Raw genomic sequence first — 16,820 nt, forward strand, 5'->3', positions numbered from 1 at the left:
ATCTAGCTGGCGGGCCATCTCGTTGGTACTGTCGCCCGATGCCGACGGATTTCGAAGCTGAGGGCGTCGACCGTACCCGCCTGGGTCGGCTGCTCGCGCGGGAGCGGTCCACGTTCGTGGACCGCCACCCCCGCTCGGCCGCCGCGTACGCCGACGCCGGGCACCTGTTCGGCAAGGTCCCGATGACCTGGATGAACAAGAACGCGGCCGGCTTCCCGGTCTATCTGGACCGGGCGCGCGGGGCCCGGGTCACCGACGTCGACGGCAACGAGTACGTCGACTTCTGCCTCGGCGACACCGGGGCGATGGCCGGGCACTCCCCGGCGCCGGTGGTCGAGGCGGTCACCCGACGTCTGGCCGATCTCGGCGGGGCGGCCACCATGCTGCCCACCGAGGAGGCGGCGTCGGTCGGTGCCGAACTGACCCGTCGCTTCGGGCTGCCCGCCTGGAGTTTCACGCTCACCGCCACCGACGCCAACCGGTGGGCCATCCGGCTGTTGCGCGCCGTCACCGGCCGTCCGCGCATCCTGGTGAACAGCTACTGCTACCACGGATCGGTGGACGAGTCGCTGATCGTGGTGGGGCCGGACGGGCGGCCCCGCAGCCGGGCGGGCAACGTCGGTGCCCCCTGCGACGTGACCACCACCAGCCGCGTCGCCGAGTTCAACGACCTGGACGGGCTGGCCCGCGAACTCGCCCACGGCGACGTGGCCGCCGTGCTGATGGAGCCGGCGCTGACCAACATCGGCATCGTGCTGCCGGAGTCCGGCTACCTCGACGGGGTGCGGGCGCTTACCCGGCAGCACGGGACCTACCTGGTCAACGACGAGACGCACACGTTCTCCGCCGGGCCGGGAGGCGCGACGGCCGCCTGGGACCTGACGCCGGACGTGGTCACCATCGGCAAGGCCATCGGCGGTGGGATCCCGGTCGGCGCGTACGGCCTCTCGGCCGAGCTGGCCGCCGACCTGACCGCCCGGACGGACCTCGACCTGGTCGACATGGGCGGCGTCGGCGGCACGCTGGCCGGCAACCCGGTGTCGGTCGCGGCCACCCTGGCCACCCTGCGCGAGGTGCTCACCGACGAGGCGTTCGCCGGCATGGCCGAGACGGCGGCCCGCTTCGCCGAGGGGGTGGGCGCGCTGTTCGCCGAGTACGCGTTGCCGTGGTCGGTGAGCCGGCTCGGCGCGCGGGTGGAGTACCGCCTCGTCGACCCGGCCCCGCGTACCGGCACCGAGTCGGCCCGGTGCGCCGACGCCGACCTGGAGGACTACCTGCACGTCTACCTGCTCAACCGGGGGATCCTGATGACCCCGTTCCACAACATGGCGCTGATGTGTCCGCAGACCACGGTGGAGGACGTACGCCGGCACCACGAGATCTTCGGCGACGCGTTGGGCGAGCTGGTGGGGTGACCGATCGGGTGGGAACAGTCGAAACCTATTGACTCTCGATAGGTAGCGAGTGATAGTCGATGCATGCTGGTGACACGTTGGGCGGTGGCCGCCCTCAGAGTCTTCCTCGTGGTGCTGTTCGGGATCCTGGTCGTGTTCCAGACCCTCTCGCTGCCGGGGCAGTTCGCCCACATGGCGCAGGAGTCACCGGAACAGGCGTACCTGCGGTGGCCGTTGACCGCCGTCACGGTGTTCTGGGTGCTCTGCGTCCAGGTGGTGGTCGTCTGCACCTGGAAGTTGCTCACCCTGGTCAAGAACGACCGCATCTTCAGCCCGGCCGCGCTGGTCTGGGTGGACGTGATCGTGTGGGCCGTCGCCGCCGCCTGGGTGGTGCTGGTGGCCGTCTTCCTCTACGTAGGATTCAGGGCCGACGACCCCGGAGTCCCGTTCCTGCTGCTCCTGCTCTCGACCGGCGTCGCCGTGCTGGGGCTGCTGATGGTGGTGCTGCGCGCGCTGCTGCGCCAGGCCACCACGCTGCGGACCGACATGGAAGCGGTGATCTGATGCCCATCGTGGTACGCATCGACGTCCAGCTCGCCAAGCGCAAGATGAGCGTCGGTGAGTTCGCCGAGCGGGTGGGGCTCACGCCGGCGAACGTGGCGGTGCTCAAGAACGGCCGGGCCAAGGCCGTCCGGTTCAGCACCCTGGAGGCGATGTGCCGGGTGCTCGACTGCCAACCCGGTGACCTGCTGGAATGGGTCGAGGAGTGAACCCTGCGGGGCCCGGCCGTCGCGCCGGGCCCCGCGAGGTGCGGCCTCAGTAGCCGTAACGGCTCTTCAGGTGCCGCCACCAGTCCCGGAACATCCAGGCGTCGAACTCGGTGATCGAGCTGGCGCTGCCGGCCCGCATCAGGAACCCGCCGACTCCACTGGGCGTCCAGTCGTAGAAGTCGTCGAGGCCGAAGGTGTGGCCTATCTCGTGCAGCAGGATGTGCATGTTCTCGGCGTTCAGGTTGTTCATGTAGTACTCGCGGCCCATGCGTTGGCCCCAGTCGCCGCCGGCACCGCCGCCGAACCCGTCGGTCAGCCACAGCGACTGGTCGTAGTGGCGGGCCACCCCGCCGGGGCAGTTCGGGTACTGCCCACCCTGGTTGAAGAAGCGACCGCACGCGGGCGCGCACTGCGGGGCGTTCTCGCGGATGTCGTTGACGTAGACGTCGACGCTGGTGTCGGTCCACTGGAGCTGACTGCGGTTGCGGACGGCCCAGCCGACCACCTTGATCGGCACCTGCTGGTACGGCCAGGCGTTGTGCCCGACCATCACGTCCATCCACTTCTTGTACTGCCGGGCGAGGGTGGCGTGGATCTGGTCGCGCTGGGCGGCCGTGACGGTGGCGCCGGAGTCCCAGCGGACACAGAAGTTCAGTGCTCCACGGTTGGCCATGACCTGGTCCCAGCCGTAGTTGCGGAACCCGTACGGGTTGCCGTTGTTGTAGGTCTGCTCCACGTGCTGCCACACCTGGTTGAGCGGGTTCACCAGGTGCGCGGGCGGATTCCAGCCGCTGGTCGGCGGGGGCGTGGTCGGGCTCGGTGCGGGGGTCGTCGGGGCGGGCGTGGTCGGTGCCGGGGTGCCGGGCGTGCCGGTGCAGGTGACGCCGTTGAGGGCGAACGTGGTCGGTGCCGGGTTGCTGCCGCTCCACGACCCGTTGAAGCCGAACGATGTGGCGGCGCCGGTGCCGAGGGCACTGTTGTGGCCGACGCTGGTCGCGTCGACCCGGCTTCCGCTCTGCGTCACGGTGGCGTTCCACGCCTGGGTGACGCTCTGCCCGGCGCCGTACGTCCAGGTCACCGTCCAGCCGTTGAGCGGGTCGCCGAGGTTGGTGGCGGTGACCTCGGCACCGAACCCGCCGGACCACTGGTTGGTGACCCGGTAGTCGACCCGGCAGCCCGGCGCGGCGGCCTGCGCACCGGTCACTGCCAGGGTGGCTCCACCGGTGAAGGCCAGGGTGGCGACGACCGCCACACCGAGCCGTGGTCCTGTTCGGGGTGATCTCATAGGTGCTCCTCCCGGTGTCGGAGACGCCGTCGGTGGACACACCGGCAGCGATAGATTGGCGTCGATGTAAACTAAATGGTGGCAGGTGGGAGGTCTGGTTGGGCTGACCGGTGTTCGCAAACCCTGCCGTATTCGGCCCCGGGCTATTGCCGAAATGGTTTTCGTGGACGAAGCTGGCCCGCTTGGTCCTCTGCGGGGTGCCGGAGCGGGCCTGATTGCCGAAATCCCGTGATCTCTGCGATCGGTTTTAGCCGGAGATCTCCTGGGAGGGATTGCCGAAATGGTTTTCGAGGTTCATTGTCGGAGATCAGACCACCGGGGTCCTCGCGCGTACGCGGGCCATCGGTCCCGGCGGCACGGGCGACGCGACGGGGACCTCTGGGCAGGGGAGAGCAGGCGATGATCGAGAAGAGCGGCGGGTCACGGATGGGCGCGGCGAACAGTGGGGCCGGCGCCGGGCGGTCCAGCGGTCGATCGATCATGCGTGACGTCGCGGCGCGGGCGGGGGTGTCGGCGCAGACGGTCTCCCGGGTCATCAACGGCCACCCGTACGTCGCCGACGACACCCGCCAGCGGGTGCTGGCGGCGATGCGGGAGCTGGACTACCAGCGCAACCCGGCGGCCCGCGCCCTGGTCACCCGGCGTTCCGGCACGCTCGGGATCATCGGCTACGAGAGCCCGCTGTACGGGCCGACCTCGATGCTCTACGCCATCGAGGGCGCGGCCCGATCCGCCGGCTACTTCGTCAGCGTCGCCAGTGTGCGACACCTGGACCGGCGGTCGGTGCTCGACGCCGCGGACTGGTTGCGTCGGCAGTCGGTCGAGGGACTCATCGCCATCGCGCCCAAACCCGCCATGGCCGGGGCGCTGGCCGAGGCGGCTGGCGGGCTGGCGGCGGTGACCGTCGGCGGTGGATGCAGCGACGAGATCGCCAGCGCGCAGATCGACAACGTGGCGGGTGCCCGACTCGCCACCCGACACCTGCTCGACCTCGGCCACGCCACCGTGCACCACGTGTCCGGCCCGGAGGACTGGCCCGAGGCGGACGAACGGATCCGTGGCTGGCGGGAGGCCCTGCGGGCCGCCGGTGCGCCGGTGCCGGCCGTCGTCCCCGGCGACTGGAGTGCCAGCACCGGCTACCAGCAGGGGGAGCGGCTGGCCGCCGACCCCGACGTCACCGCCGTCTTCTGCGCCAGCGACCAACTCGCCCTCGGCGTGCTGCGGGCGTTGCACGAGGCGGGCCGCCGGGTGCCGGAGGACGTCAGCGTGGTCGGCTTCGACGGCACGCCGGACGGGGCGCACTTCCTGCCGCCGCTGACGTCGGTGCGGCAGGACTTCGCCGAACTGGGCCGGCGCAGCCTGGGACTGCTGCTGGCGCAGCTCGACCCGGCCGGGCAGACGCCGGCGCGCCGACGCGACCTGCTGGTGCCGGAACTGGTCAGCCGGCGCAGCGCGGCGGCCCCGTGCGGCGTCGGCCGACCGCTGCGCGCGCTGCGACCGGCCAGCCTGATCGGTTAGGTCCTCCCGACGTCCCCGGCAGCTGTCGGAGGCCGGGGCCGTCTCGCGGCCCGGTCCGCTTCTCCGACGGGGGTGCGGACACCGGGCCGGCTCCCTCGCCGGGACCGTCGGCACCGGGCCGGTGTGGGGATCAGCGGTGCACCGCCGGTCCGGTCGACTCGCGGACGACGAGGCGGCCGGGTTGGCGGATGACGCCACTGCCGGGATTGCCGTCCAGGGCGGCGTAGAGGTGCTTGACCGCGGTCGCGCCGAGCCGTTCCAGGTTGAGGTCCACCGTGGTCAGCGGTGGTCGGCAGTCGGCGGCGAAGAACTCCCAGTTGTCGTAGCCGACGATCGCCACGTCGTCCGGGATGCGTCGCCCGAGGTCACGCAGTGTGTCGGCGGCTCCGGCGGCGAGCTGGTCGTTGCCGCAGAAGATCGCGTCCACGTCCGGGCGGGCCGCCAGCAGCAGTCGGGTGGCGTGCCGGCCCCACCGCTGCGACCACTCGCCGAACAGCGGGTCCCCGGCGGGATCGAGGCCCGCCTCGGTGAGCACCGTCCGCAGCCCGGCCGCCCGGTCCCGGGCCGACCGGTAACCGTCCGGGCCGGTGATGTGCCCGATCCGCCGTCGTCCGTGCAGCACCAGGTGCTCGGCGGCGAGCCGGGCGCCGCCCTCGTCGTCGGCGATCACCGACAGGTCCCGGGGGTCGGTCGACTCGGCGTAGGCGTAGACCACCGGAACCGGGATGTCCTGCGTCAGCGAGGGACCCACCTCGTTGCTGTCGCCGACCACGATGAACCCGTCGACCTGCCGCGCCAGCAGCGTACGGATGTAGTGCTGGCGCCGGATCGCGTCACCCCGGGCGTCGCAGAGCAGCACCGACATCTGCTCGTTGCCGAGGGCGTTCTCGGCACCGAGCAGGATGGACATGGCGAACCGGCCGCCGAGTTCGTCGGTGAGCAGCCCCACGGTGCGGGTGCGGCCGTTGATCAGCCCGGAGGCCAGCGCGTTGGGCTGGAAGGAGAGCTCGTCGGCCGCGCGCAGCACGCGTTCCCGGGTCGCCTGGGCCACCTCGGCGCGTCCGTTGAGCGCCTTGGACGCGGTCGCGACCGAGACTCCGGCCCGGCTGGCCACGTCACTCAGCGTCACTGACTGTGATCGTCGTCGACCCACCGAAAGCCTTTCGCAAGAGTTTCAGGATGGCCGGCAGGTGGTCGCCGCCCCCGTATGACGGGCAAGCGTAGAGCGCAGGGTGCATGTAAGGGAAGGTGAAGCCCACACCGAAACGGGTTCAGGTTTTACCCATCAGACATCTTGCCGAAACCGTTTTCGTGGGACACGCTAGCGGCGGAAAGTGATACCGACCACCTCGGCGGCGGTGCGGCTCGCCGTGCCGGTCCCGTCGGACCCGGCGGGAGGCGACACCGATGAGGACGGACGAGGCATCGCCCACGAAGACGGTGCGGACCGCGTCGTCGTCACCGGTCCACCCCACCCGCGCGACGCAGCGATGCGGCGGTGCCGCATCGGACCGTCCACACGACACCTCGGCTCGGCGGGACTCCGTCGGCGACCTGTTGTCCACACCCTGACCCTGCCCGGCCGGTCACCCGCCGGCCGTACCTGATCATCCGGCTTCGCCGATCACGTCCACGGCCGACGGCCGGTGCGGCGGCTCCGGTCCCACCCGATCGAGCGGAACCGCCCGCTACCCGGCTCACGGGAACCGCCTCGCGGCTCCCCGGCGAGCATCGATGCAGACTAGGAGAGGAATCATGAGGAAAACCCTGGGCAGGCGTACTGCCCTGCGTTCGCTGGCCGGAGCCATGGCGGCGACGATGGTCCTCGCCGTGGCGGCTTGCGGCAGCGACGAACCGAGCGGCCCGAGCGCCGCCGAGGCCGGCCCGACCGGCGTCGACGACGGCAGCGAGCTGACCCTGTGGACCCGCGCGCCGCTGGAGAAGCAGGCGAAGCTGCTGGTGGACGCGTACAACGCCACACACCAGAACCAGGTCAAGCTCACCGTCGTACCGAACGACGACTACGTCGCCAAGGTCGGCGCGGCGGCCGGCTCCGGTGGCCTGCCGGACCTGTTCGCCGCCGACATCGTCTACGTGCCGAACTGGGTCAGCCAGGGCCTGTTCCAGGACATCAGCTCCAACATCGACGGCCTGGACTTCAAGGACCAGATCAACAAGGGACACCTGTCGGCGGGCACCGTCGACGACAAGGCCCACGTGCTGCCCTTCGTGCTGGACCTGTCGATGATGTTCTGGAACAAGCAGTTGTTCCGGGACGCCGGGCTCGACCCGGAGAAGGCGCCCGCGTCGCTCGCCGAGTACGCCGCCGCCGCCAAGGCGGTGCAGGCCTCGGGCAAGGAGGGCGTCTACGGTACGGCCGCCGGCCTGAACTGCGGCGGCTGCCTCGTCTTCACCTGGTTCCCGTCCATCTGGGCCGACGGCGGGCAGGTGCTCAGTGACGACGGCACCGAGTCCAAGCTGGCCGACGAGACCGCGCAGAAGGTCTTCAGCACCTGGCAGGACCTGTGGCGCTCCGGTGCTGTGCTGCCCGCCTCGGCGGGGGAGACCGGTCCGACCTGGACCGCCGCCTTCACCGAGGGCAAGGTCGGCCTGATGTTCTACCCGGCGACGCTGCTCTCCTCGACGCCGTTCGACGCCGGTGTCGCCGGCATCCCCGGCCCGAACGGCGGCGCCTCCACCTTCGTCGGTGGCGACGGTGTCGGCATCTCGAAGGACTCCAAGAAGGCCGCACAGGCGTGGAACTTCCTGAGCTGGATGATGTCCGAGGAGGCCCAGGTCGAGGTGCTGGCCAAGAACAAGGACGTGGTCTCCCGCGCCGACCTGGCCAACAACAAGTACGCCGCCGAGGACCCGCGCCTGGTGACCATCAACGAGGTGGCCGGTCAGGGCGACACCCCGGTCGCGCTCAACTTCCAGCAGGCGTTCAACGCGCCGAACAGCCCGTGGCTGACTCTCGTCCGCAACCAGGTGCTCAACGGTAACGGCGACCTGCCGAAGGACAACGGCGAGATCACCGCCGTCCTGAAGCAGTAGGTACCCGGTGGGGGCGGGTGCCGCCCGAGGAGTCCCTACCGGTCGGCACCCGCCCCCGCCGCGCCCACGTTCGGTCCGTCAGCGAAGGAAACGAGAGGTCCCATGAGCGTCACCGCACCGTCTCGCCCGCCCAGTGCGGCGACACGGCGCCGCGCCCGTCCCCGAGGTCGTCAGGCACTGCTCGGCTGGCTCTACGCGATGCCGACCGCGGTCTTCGTGGCGCTGCTGTTCGCCGTGCCGCTGCTGCTGGTCATCAAGATGTCGCTGTCGCGGTGGCCGCTGCTCACCGGTGACCAGGGGTTCAACGCGCCCGACAACTTCGTGAAGGCGGTCGAGCACCGCTTCTTCACCGACTCGGTGGTGTTCACCCTCAAGTACACGGCGCTCGCGACCGTGCTGCTGCTGACGCTCGCTCTCGGGTTGGCCCTGCTGGTGCAGGAGTCCAGCCGGTGGAACAACCTGCTGCGGGCCTCGTTCCTGATCCCCAGCGCGCTCGGCCTGGCCTCGGCGTCGCTGCTGTTCTACGTGATCTACTCGCCGTACGCGAGCCCGCTGGCCCCGCTGATGGACCGCCTGGGCATCACGTTCCTCGGCTCCCCGAACGCGGCGCTGTTCTCGACGACCTTCCTGATCGTGTGGCGGTACGCCGGGTTCTACATGGTGCTCATGCTGGTCGGCCTGCAAGGGATCCCCGCCGACGTGTACGAGGCGGCGCGTACCGACGGGGCGAGCCGCTGGCAGACCTTCCGCAAGGTCACGCTGCCGCTGCTGCGCCCCACCCTGGCACTGACGACCGTGCTCTGCGTGACCGGCTCCCTGCTCGCCTTCGAGCAGTTCTACATCCTGACCAAGGGCGGCCCGGACAACAGCACGATCACCGTCGTGCAGCTCATCTACATGGTGGCCTTCCAGGGGCAGAACGACCTGGGGGTGGCGGCGGCCATCTCCGTCATCGTGCTGGTCGCCCTGATCATGATCAACGCGTTGCAGATGCGCGCCTTCCGGTCCGAGGGGAACTGATCCGATGACCGTCGTTTCCCGCACCACAGAGACCGTCGCCGACGGGACACCGCCGTCCGCACCGGAGCCGTCGCGGCCGAGGAAGCCGAGCGGCACCACCATCGCCGGGATCGCGCTGCGGACGCCGTACTGGGTGTTCACCGGTTCGGTCGCCCTCATCTTCCTGGCACCGCTGGTCTGGACGGCGGTCGCCTCGGTCTCCCCGCAACCGGGCACCAACCAGGTGGACGGCTGGGGCATCGGCAACTACCAGACGTTGGCCGCCTACCAGGCCGGCGTCTGGCGCTACCTCGGCAACTCGGCGTTCGTCTCGCTGCTCACGGTCGCGCTGACGCTGCTGATCTCGTTCCTCGGCGGGTACGCCTTCGCGCGGTTCCGCTTCCCCGGCAAGAACATCCTGTTCCTGCTCACCCTGGCCATCCTGATGGTCCCGTACGCGACGCTGCTGATCCCGCTCTATGTGCTGCTCAACCAGGTGGGGTTGCAGAACTCCCTGGTCGGCGTCGCGCTCGTGCTGACCATGTTCCAGTTGCCGTTCTCCACCTTCCTGATGCGCATCTCGTTCGAGGCGGTGCCCCGTGAACTCGACGAGGCCGCGATGGTCGACGGGTGCTCGTCGTTCAGCGCGCTGTGGCGGGTGCTGCTGCCCGCCGTGAAACCGGGTCTGATCACCGTCGGTCTCTTCGGTTTCCTCGCCGCGTGGAACGACTTCATGGCCCCGCTGATCCTGATCAACGACACCGAGAAGATGACGCTGCCGCTGGCCGTGTCGAACCTGCGCGGCCAGGTGCAGGGTGTCGTCGACTACGGGGCGACCGAAGCGGGCGTCGTCGTCCTCGCCCTGCCGTGCATCGTCCTCTTCCTCCTGCTGCAACGACACTACGTGCGCGGCTTCATGTCCGGCGCGCTGAAAGGATGACCATGAGCGGCAACGCACATCCGGCCGCACCCGTCCTGCCGGTCCGGGGTCGCCTGCGCCCCCTCGACCTGCGGGAGGTCCGGATCGCGGGCGGATTCTGGGCCGAGCGCCAGTCGGTGAACGGGGTGACCCTCGACCACATCGCGCACTGGCTCGAACGGGAGGGCTGGGTCCGCAACTTCGACCTGGCCGTGGCGGGAGACCTTGCCGGCGAGCGGCGGGGGCGCGAGTTCTCCGACTCGGAGATCTACAAGTTCCTCGAAGCGTTGGCGTGGGAGATCGGCCGGACCGCCGACCCGGATCTCGAATCGCGGTTCCGTGCCCTGGTGCGGCGGGTCGGCGCGGCGCAGGAGCCCGACGGATACCTGAACACCAAGTTCGGCCGACCCGGGCAGGAACCGCGCTGGTCGGACCTCGAATGGGGGCACGAACTCTATTGCGTCGGGCACCTCGTCCAGGCCGCCGTGGCCCGGGCCCGGACCCGGCCGGACGCCGACGACGGCCTGCTCCAGATCGCCTGCCGGGCCGCCGACCACGTGTGCGAGACGTTCGGTGTGGACGGCATCGACAGCGTCTGCGGCCACCCGGTGATCGAGACCGCGTTCGTGGAACTGGCCCGCACCACCGGTCAGGACCGCTACCTGACCCAGGCCGCGCTCTTCGTCGACCGGCGCGGCCACGGCCGGCTCGCCGACATCGAGTTCGGTCGGGAGTACTTCCAGGACGAGACCCCGATCCGGGAGGCCACCGTGCTGCGCGGGCACGCGGTGCGTGCAAACTACCTGGCCGCCGGTGCCGTCGACGTCGCGGTCGAGCTGAAGGACGCCAGCCTGTTGGACGCGGTACGCGGTCAGTGGCACCACGCGGTCACCCGCCGCACGTACGTCACCGGTGGGCAGGGTTCCCGGCACCAGGACGAGGCGTTCGGCGAGGACTGGATGCTGCCGCCCGACCGGGCGTACTCGGAGACCTGCGCGGGTGTCGGCTCGGTGATGCTGGCCTGGCGGCTGCTGCTCGCCGACGGCGAGTCCCGCTACGCCGACCTCATCGAACGGACGCTGTTCAACGTGGTGTCGACCTCGCCGTCGACCGACGGACGCAGCTTCTTCTACACCAACACGCTGCACCGCCGGGAACTCGGCACGGTGCCCGACGCCGACCGGCCCAGCCTGCGCGCGGCGGCGTCGCTCCGGGCGCCGTGGTTCGAGGTCTCGTGCTGCCCGACCAACGTGGCCCGCACCGTGGCCAGCCTCGGCGCGTACGCCGCCACCTGCGACGACGAGGGTCTGCACCTGCACCAGTACCTGCCCGGCACCATCGCGCACCGCCTTCCCGACGGGCGGGAGCGGTGCCTCGTCATCACCACCGACTACCCGCACGACGGCGAGATCCGGGTACGCGTCGACAGCGACGACGACCGCCCGTGGTCACTGTCGCTGCGGGTGCCGGACTGGGCCGTCGACGGCGCCACGGTCACGGTGGCCGGAGCCACCCGACCGGTCGCCCCCGGCATGGTCACCGAGCAGCGCACCTGGCAACGCGGCGACGAGGTCGTCCTCGCCCTGCCGATGGCGCCCCGGTTCACCCATCCGGACAGCCGCATCGACGCGGTGCGGGGCTGTGTGGCGGTGGAGCGCGGTCCGCTGGTGTTCGCGATCGAGTCGGTGGACGTGCCGGGGGTGACGAGCGTCGACGAGCTGCGGATAGACACCAGCCAACCGCCCCGGCTGATCGACGGTCGGGTGGTGGTGCGGTGCCGCCGGGTGCGCCCGCACGACCACGAATGGCCCTACCGGGCCGACGTCGCCGAGTCCTCGCCCGCGCCCGTCGAGGTGTTCGACGAGGTGACGCTGGTGCCGTACCACGCCTGGGCCAACCGTGGGCCCTCAACCATGCGGGTCTGGATCCCCGTCGACGGTGACCTGCCGGAGCAGGGCCGGGGGCGGAGCTGATGTTAACGCTCACATCGGATTGTCCGAACCGCGCCGACAGCACCACGAGCCGCTCGAATCACCACCGAGGTGCGACGTGGGGGACCGCCTCACCCGCCCGCCCGCACCGATATCAAGGAGGAAGAAGATGATCCGCAGACGCGTGCGGAGGGTGCCCCTCTGGGGCGCCCTTGCCGCGCTCGTGGTGTCGGGGACGGTAGCCGTATCGTCCCCGGCCCACGCGGCCGGCCCGATCCTGCCCGGTAACGAGGGCGACGTCGGGGTCCACACCAACGGTCAGAACCACGTCATGGACATCGGCGACCCGACCTACAGCAACGTCGGCGACGTCGTGAACCAGCTCCGGCCGGGCGTACCGTTCACCGCCGGCAACATGCACCAGTCCGTCTTCGACGCCGACCTCGCCGCCGGCGGCACCGACTACTACCTCGACCGCATCCTCGGAGTGAGCGGCACGCTCGGGTCAGCGGTGCTGATGACCCGAGGGCGCACCCTCTACATGCGCGGCGCCAGCAACAACAACTTCACCGTGATGGGCTTCGCCGGCAACACGTTCGTCGGCGGCCCCAACAACCTCGGCAACCTCTACACCGTCACGGTGCCCGGCCAGACCGTGTCCGAGGTCAACGCCAACCGGTTCAACGCACCGAGCCACGCCCGGAGCCGCTACACCATCGGCTCCACCGGGGTCCGCGCCGACCTGACGAAGTTCATCACCTACGACAACGTGGCGGTCACCGCCATCGAGTTCACCAACCCGGGCGGCTCGGCGGCGACCTTCACCGTCCGGGCCGCGTCGCCGCTGGCCACCCAGGCTGCGGGCGACAGCGCGCTCACCGGCACCCGCACCATCACCAGCGGCTCGAACAACGGGCTCGTCGACACCCCGTGGGACTCCGTCCGGGTGGACCTCACCGGCTCCGGCTTCACGCGTACCGGCAGCAACCTGGACCGCGAGATCACCGTCCCGGCCGGTGGCTCGCTGTCGCTGTCCGTGGTGGGCGCGGTCTCCTCGGCCACGCTGCCCGAGACGGTGGAGAGCTACCAGGAGTACGCCGGCCTGTCGCCGAGTGTGGCCGTGCGGACCGGCATCACCGCCTTCCACCGCCAGTGGGCCCAGGACGTGCCGTACATCAACGTCCCGGACGCGGCGATGGAGAAGGCCATCGTGTACCGCTGGTGGGGCGAGCGCTACAACTCGCTCGACGCCAACGCCTCCGGCCACGTCTACCAGTACCCCACGACGATCGAGGGGGTGAACCTCTATCAGAACTCGGTCGCGCTGACCCAACCGATGCACCTCCAGGACACCAAGTGGCTGCGGACGCCCTATCTGGGGTACGGCCAGATCCTGAACATCGGTGAGCTGTCCGGCTCGTCGGCCTTCCTGGACAGCCCGGGGCACACGAGCTGGAACAACCACTACTCGCAGTACCTCGGCACGGCCGGGCTCGAGGCGTACCAGGTGCACGGCGGCGGCAAGCAGGTCGCCCGCAAGTTCGCCCAGTACTTCGAGGGTGACGGCGTCGGTCAGCTGGAGCACTACGACGGCAACGACGACAAGCTGATCGCGTACGACACCAACTACATGCCGGGCAACGACGCCGACGCGATCACGTTCGGCTTCCCGAAGGTGAACACCGGGGCACCGGGTGCGCGGACGATCGAGCGCCCGGAGTCGGCGTACGTGTGGGGCGCGTTCGACGCGGCCCGGCAGCTCTACCAGCTCTCCGACGCCGACCAGGCCAAGGTCGACGCGATGGGGGCCAGCGCCGACGAGATCCGGGACGCGATCCTGACCCGGCTCTGGAGCCCGGACATGCGGATGTTCCTGTCCGGCACGTCGCACGGCGCGAGCAGCGCGGCGACCGCGAACGGGCGGGCCAACCCGCTGCCCGCCTCGGCCCGGAACCTGATCCCGGCCAAGGAGACGAACCTCTACGACATCTACGCCGAGAACCTGATCCCGACCGACCAGTGGGAGAAGTACGTCGACGGGTTCCGGTTCCTGACCTACGGCGACAACTTCCCGATCTTCCCGTTCTACACCGCCAACCAGTACGACCGGTCGGCGTACGGGATCGGCGGTTCGAACAACTTCTCGAACATCAACTTCACCGTGCAGTACCGCGGTGTGCGGTCGGCGCTGCGCCACTACGACCCGGAGCAGAAGTACATCACCCCGGAGTACGCCAAGCGGCTGCTGGACTGGATGGCGTGGAGCATCTACCCGAACGCCGACATGCGGGTCGCGAACCAGGCGGAGTACTACTCCAACTGGAACCCGACGACGCGCTCCTACAACCGCAACAACCAGAACCACATCATGCTCGGCAACATGAACTACATCTTCATCGAGGACATGGGCGGCATCCAGCCGCGTTCCGATGACAAGATCGAGTTGTGGCCGATCCAGTTCGGCTACGAGCACTTCATGGTCAACAACCTGCGGTACCACGGTCAGGACGTCACCATCGTCTGGGACCCGGACGGCAGCAAGTACGGCCTGGGCGCCGGCTACAGCCTCTTCCTCAACGGCGAGAAGAAGGTCACCACCGACAAGCTCGGCAAGGTCACCTACGACCCGAACACCAACCAGGTGCAGGCCGAGGAGGGCGTGACCGTCACCTTCACCGCCACCACCGGGGCCGACTTCCCGAGCGCGGTGGACACCCCGATCTCCGACGACCGCGTCGTCGGCTACCTCAAGACGGCCGGTATCGACCTCACCGAGCAGGCGCCGAACCTGGCGCAGGGCGCCCAGCTCAGCTCCTCGTACACCCAGCAGGGTGTGCGGCCCACGCCGTGGCGGCAGTTCCACACGCCCGGCTGGAGCACCACCTCGATGAACTACACGCCCGGCGCCATCTCCGAGACCGAGCGTCCGGTCTCGCTGGCGGCCGTCACCGACGGGATCACCGCCAACGAACCCTACTGGGGCAACTACGGCACCACCGAGCGCAACGGCTACATCGAGCTGGACCTGGGCGCGGCCAAGAGCCTCGACAACGTCAAGGTCTTCTTCGTCAGCGACCGGCAGGCCGGTGGCTACCGCGAGCCGGCACGCTGGTGGGTACAGGTGCCCGACGGCAACGGCGGTTGGAAGGAGGTGCCGGACCAGTTCAAGAACCCGGTCGTGCCCTCGGCCAAGTTCAACGAGGCGCTGTTCGACACCGTCACCACCGACAAGCTCCGGGTCACCTTCACCAACAACCCGACCCACTTCACCGCGATCAGCGAGATCCAGGTGTTCGAGTCGGGGCGGGACGTGCCGGACGTGACCAACCAGGCGCCACAGGTCACCGCCAACCGGGACGGCTCGGCGGACGGAAACCTCTCCACCCGGCTCGTCGCCACGGCCGCCGACGACGGCATCCCGTACGACAGCGAGCTGACCTTCGGCTGGGAGACCGTCTCCACGCCGCAGGGCGCGGGCGTCATCTTCGCCGACGCGCGGGCGCTGACCACCCGGGTCACCGGCACCGTCGCCGGTGACTACGTGTTCCGGTTCTGGGCCGACGACGGCGAGAAGCGGTCGACGGCGAACGTGTCGGTCACGCTGGCCGAGCGCGAGGTCACCGCGGAGTTCGGTGCCTCGGCCACGATCAGCACCAGTGGCACGGCATCGTGGGAGAACCACTCGCGGGTCAACGAGCCCACCACGCCGACCAACTCCAACCCGGGTGCCGGCAGCGGCTGGGGCAACTGGGGCCAACCGCAGAACGGCACCAGCACCGCACGGGAGGCGTGGATCCAGTACCGCTGGAGCGCGCCGGTGCGACTCTCCTCGACCGACATCTACTGGTACGACGACAACGGCGGCACCCGCCGTCCGAACGCCGGCACGTACGCCATCGAGACCTCGGAGAACGGCACCACCTGGACGCCGGTGACGTTGGCCGAGGGCAGCACGTACGCCGGTGGGCTGGCGACCAACCGGTTCAACAGCTTCGAGTTCACGCCGATCACCACCAGCTACCTTCGCATCCGCATCTGGGGCGTGCAGGGCAGCGGTGCCGGCACCGGCGTGCTGCGCTGGCGGGCCAACGGCGAGACGGTCGACTCGGTGCGGTCCCCGGTGCTCATCCGCACCGGTGTCGGTGACGTGCCGACACTGCCGAGCACGCTGGACGCCGTCTACGCCAGCGGCGAGCGCGGCCAGGTCGCGTTCAACTGGCAGGAGATCACGCCCGAGCAGGTCGCCGAGCCGAACGTCGACCCGTTCGTGGTCTACGGCACGAACGACGCGTACGGGCTGATCGCCGAGGCGCGGATCTACGTACGGCCGGAGATGTCCACCGGCGGTATCTCGATCCAGGGCGCCGAGACCTTCGCACAGTCCGTCGAGGTGGGCGAGCTGCCGTTCCTGCCGGACAAGGTGGAGGTCTCCTACAACGACGGGTCGCGGGACAACCAGGCCATCGGTGTCGACTGGGACTTCGACGAGCGCATCGTCAACACCCCCGGCCGTTACACGATCATCGGTGACCTGATCCTGCCCCCGTACGTCAGCCAGGCCGGGGCGACCCGGACCACGCTGACCCTCACCGTCGGCGACCCGCCCCAGACCCCGGTCTGGGACGTGGAGGTGCAGGCCAGCACGCGCTGCACCGGCAGGAACGTCTACGTCTCCGTCAACGCCCACAACGCCGGGGAAGTGCCGCTGCGCATCGAGCTGATCACGGCATACGGCTCGCGGACGGTCGCCGACGTGGCGTCCGGGAAGTCCGCCTTCCAGGCGTTCAACACCCGCGCCACCTCGGTGCAGGCCGGGACCGCGACGGTGAAGGCCACCGGCACCGTCGACGGCGAGCCGGTGACCGTCGAGTTCGAGGCGCCGTTCGGCGCGCTCACCTGCGGCTGACCCCCTCGTGGTGGCGGCGCCCGGCCTGGGGCGCCGCCACCACC

The 16,820-nt window shown here is 69.9% G+C and carries 11 protein-coding genes; 9 read left to right on the forward strand and 2 right to left on the reverse strand.

Features of this window, described 5'->3' with window-relative positions; genetic code table 11:
• The first annotated feature begins 38 nt into the window (after positions 1-38).
• The 3 genes from HUT12_RS15830 to HUT12_RS15840 all read left to right on the forward strand — a co-directional run bounded on the left by HUT12_RS15830 (position 39) and on the right by HUT12_RS15840 (position 2,164).
• Complete coding sequence (locus HUT12_RS15830; protein ID WP_176093863.1) at positions 39-1,415, forward strand: transaminase; 1,377 nt, start codon at positions 39-41, stop codon at positions 1,413-1,415.
• A gap of 63 nt (positions 1,416-1,478) precedes the next feature.
• A complete protein-coding gene (locus HUT12_RS15835) occupies positions 1,479-1,958 on the forward strand; it encodes a DUF2975 domain-containing protein (protein WP_131051237.1) in 480 nt (159 codons plus the stop codon).
• Positions 1,958-2,164 (forward strand): helix-turn-helix transcriptional regulator, encoded by a 207-nt coding sequence (locus tag HUT12_RS15840; RefSeq protein ID WP_076472788.1) that lies wholly within the window; start codon positions 1,958-1,960, stop codon positions 2,162-2,164. The genes HUT12_RS15835 and HUT12_RS15840 overlap by 1 nt, the downstream gene beginning before the upstream one ends.
• A 46-nt stretch (positions 2,165-2,210) precedes the next feature.
• On the opposite strand, the gene HUT12_RS15845 is transcribed toward HUT12_RS15840, so the two are convergent.
• On the reverse strand, positions 2,211-3,449 hold the full coding sequence (locus HUT12_RS15845) for a cellulose-binding domain-containing protein (protein ID WP_176093864.1): 1,239 nt from the start codon (positions 3,447-3,449) through the stop codon (positions 2,211-2,213).
• A gap of 399 nt (positions 3,450-3,848) precedes the next feature.
• On the opposite strand from HUT12_RS15845, the gene HUT12_RS15850 reads away from it, so the two are divergent.
• Complete coding sequence (locus tag HUT12_RS15850) at positions 3,849-4,967, forward strand: LacI family DNA-binding transcriptional regulator (RefSeq protein WP_368660262.1); 1,119 nt, start codon at positions 3,849-3,851, stop codon at positions 4,965-4,967.
• Positions 4,968-5,097: 130 nt separating this feature from the next.
• On the opposite strand, the gene HUT12_RS15855 is transcribed toward HUT12_RS15850, so the two are convergent.
• Entirely contained in the window at positions 5,098-6,096 is a 999-nt protein-coding gene (locus tag HUT12_RS15855) for a LacI family DNA-binding transcriptional regulator (protein ID WP_254876839.1), read from the reverse strand.
• A gap of 626 nt (positions 6,097-6,722) precedes the next feature.
• On the opposite strand from HUT12_RS15855, the gene HUT12_RS15860 reads away from it, so the two are divergent.
• From HUT12_RS15860 to HUT12_RS15880, 5 genes are all read left to right on the forward strand, one after another.
• Complete coding sequence (locus tag HUT12_RS15860; RefSeq protein ID WP_176093865.1) at positions 6,723-8,021, forward strand: sugar ABC transporter substrate-binding protein; 1,299 nt, start codon at positions 6,723-6,725, stop codon at positions 8,019-8,021.
• Positions 8,022-8,123: 102 nt separating this feature from the next.
• Complete coding sequence (locus HUT12_RS15865; RefSeq protein WP_131052000.1) at positions 8,124-9,041, forward strand: carbohydrate ABC transporter permease; 918 nt, start codon at positions 8,124-8,126, stop codon at positions 9,039-9,041.
• Positions 9,042-9,045: 4 nt separating this feature from the next.
• The gene (locus tag HUT12_RS15870; RefSeq protein WP_131051999.1) at positions 9,046-9,960 is read left to right on the forward strand and encodes a carbohydrate ABC transporter permease; all 915 of its coding nucleotides are present in this window, start codon (positions 9,046-9,048) and stop codon (positions 9,958-9,960) included.
• Positions 9,961-9,962: 2 nt separating this feature from the next.
• Positions 9,963-11,912 (forward strand): glycoside hydrolase family 127 protein, encoded by a 1,950-nt coding sequence (locus tag HUT12_RS15875; RefSeq protein WP_176093866.1) that lies wholly within the window; start codon positions 9,963-9,965, stop codon positions 11,910-11,912.
• A 127-nt stretch (positions 11,913-12,039) separates the two neighbouring features.
• Positions 12,040-16,776, forward strand: a complete 4,737-nt coding sequence (locus HUT12_RS15880; RefSeq protein ID WP_254876840.1) for an Ig-like domain-containing protein — start codon at positions 12,040-12,042, stop codon at positions 16,774-16,776.
• The last annotated feature ends 44 nt before the right edge of the window (positions 16,777-16,820 follow it).

It is taken from the genome of Verrucosispora sp. NA02020 (assembly GCF_013364215.1).
Lineage (GTDB): Bacteria > Actinomycetota > Actinomycetes > Mycobacteriales > Micromonosporaceae > Micromonospora.

Bases quoted from the DNA above. Each gene is read 5' to 3' on its own strand.
- HUT12_RS15870 (WP_131051999.1), top strand. From the start codon at position 9,046: ATGACCGTCGTTTCCCGCACCACAGAGACCGTCGCCGACGGGACACCG.
- HUT12_RS15840 (WP_076472788.1), top strand. From the start codon at position 1,958: ATGCCCATCGTGGTACGCATCGACGTCCAGCTCGCCAAGCGCAAGATG.
- HUT12_RS15850 (WP_368660262.1), top strand. From the start codon at position 3,849: ATGATCGAGAAGAGCGGCGGGTCACGGATGGGCGCGGCGAACAGTGGG.
- HUT12_RS15830 (WP_176093863.1), top strand. From the start codon at position 39: ATGCCGACGGATTTCGAAGCTGAGGGCGTCGACCGTACCCGCCTGGGT.
- HUT12_RS15845 (WP_176093864.1), bottom strand. From the start codon at position 3,449: ATGAGATCACCCCGAACAGGACCACGGCTCGGTGTGGCGGTCGTCGCC.
- HUT12_RS15880 (WP_254876840.1), top strand. From the start codon at position 12,040: ATGATCCGCAGACGCGTGCGGAGGGTGCCCCTCTGGGGCGCCCTTGCC.
- HUT12_RS15835 (WP_131051237.1), top strand. From the start codon at position 1,479: ATGCTGGTGACACGTTGGGCGGTGGCCGCCCTCAGAGTCTTCCTCGTG.
- HUT12_RS15860 (WP_176093865.1), top strand. From the start codon at position 6,723: ATGAGGAAAACCCTGGGCAGGCGTACTGCCCTGCGTTCGCTGGCCGGA.
- HUT12_RS15875 (WP_176093866.1), top strand. From the start codon at position 9,963: ATGAGCGGCAACGCACATCCGGCCGCACCCGTCCTGCCGGTCCGGGGT.
- HUT12_RS15865 (WP_131052000.1), top strand. From the start codon at position 8,124: ATGAGCGTCACCGCACCGTCTCGCCCGCCCAGTGCGGCGACACGGCGC.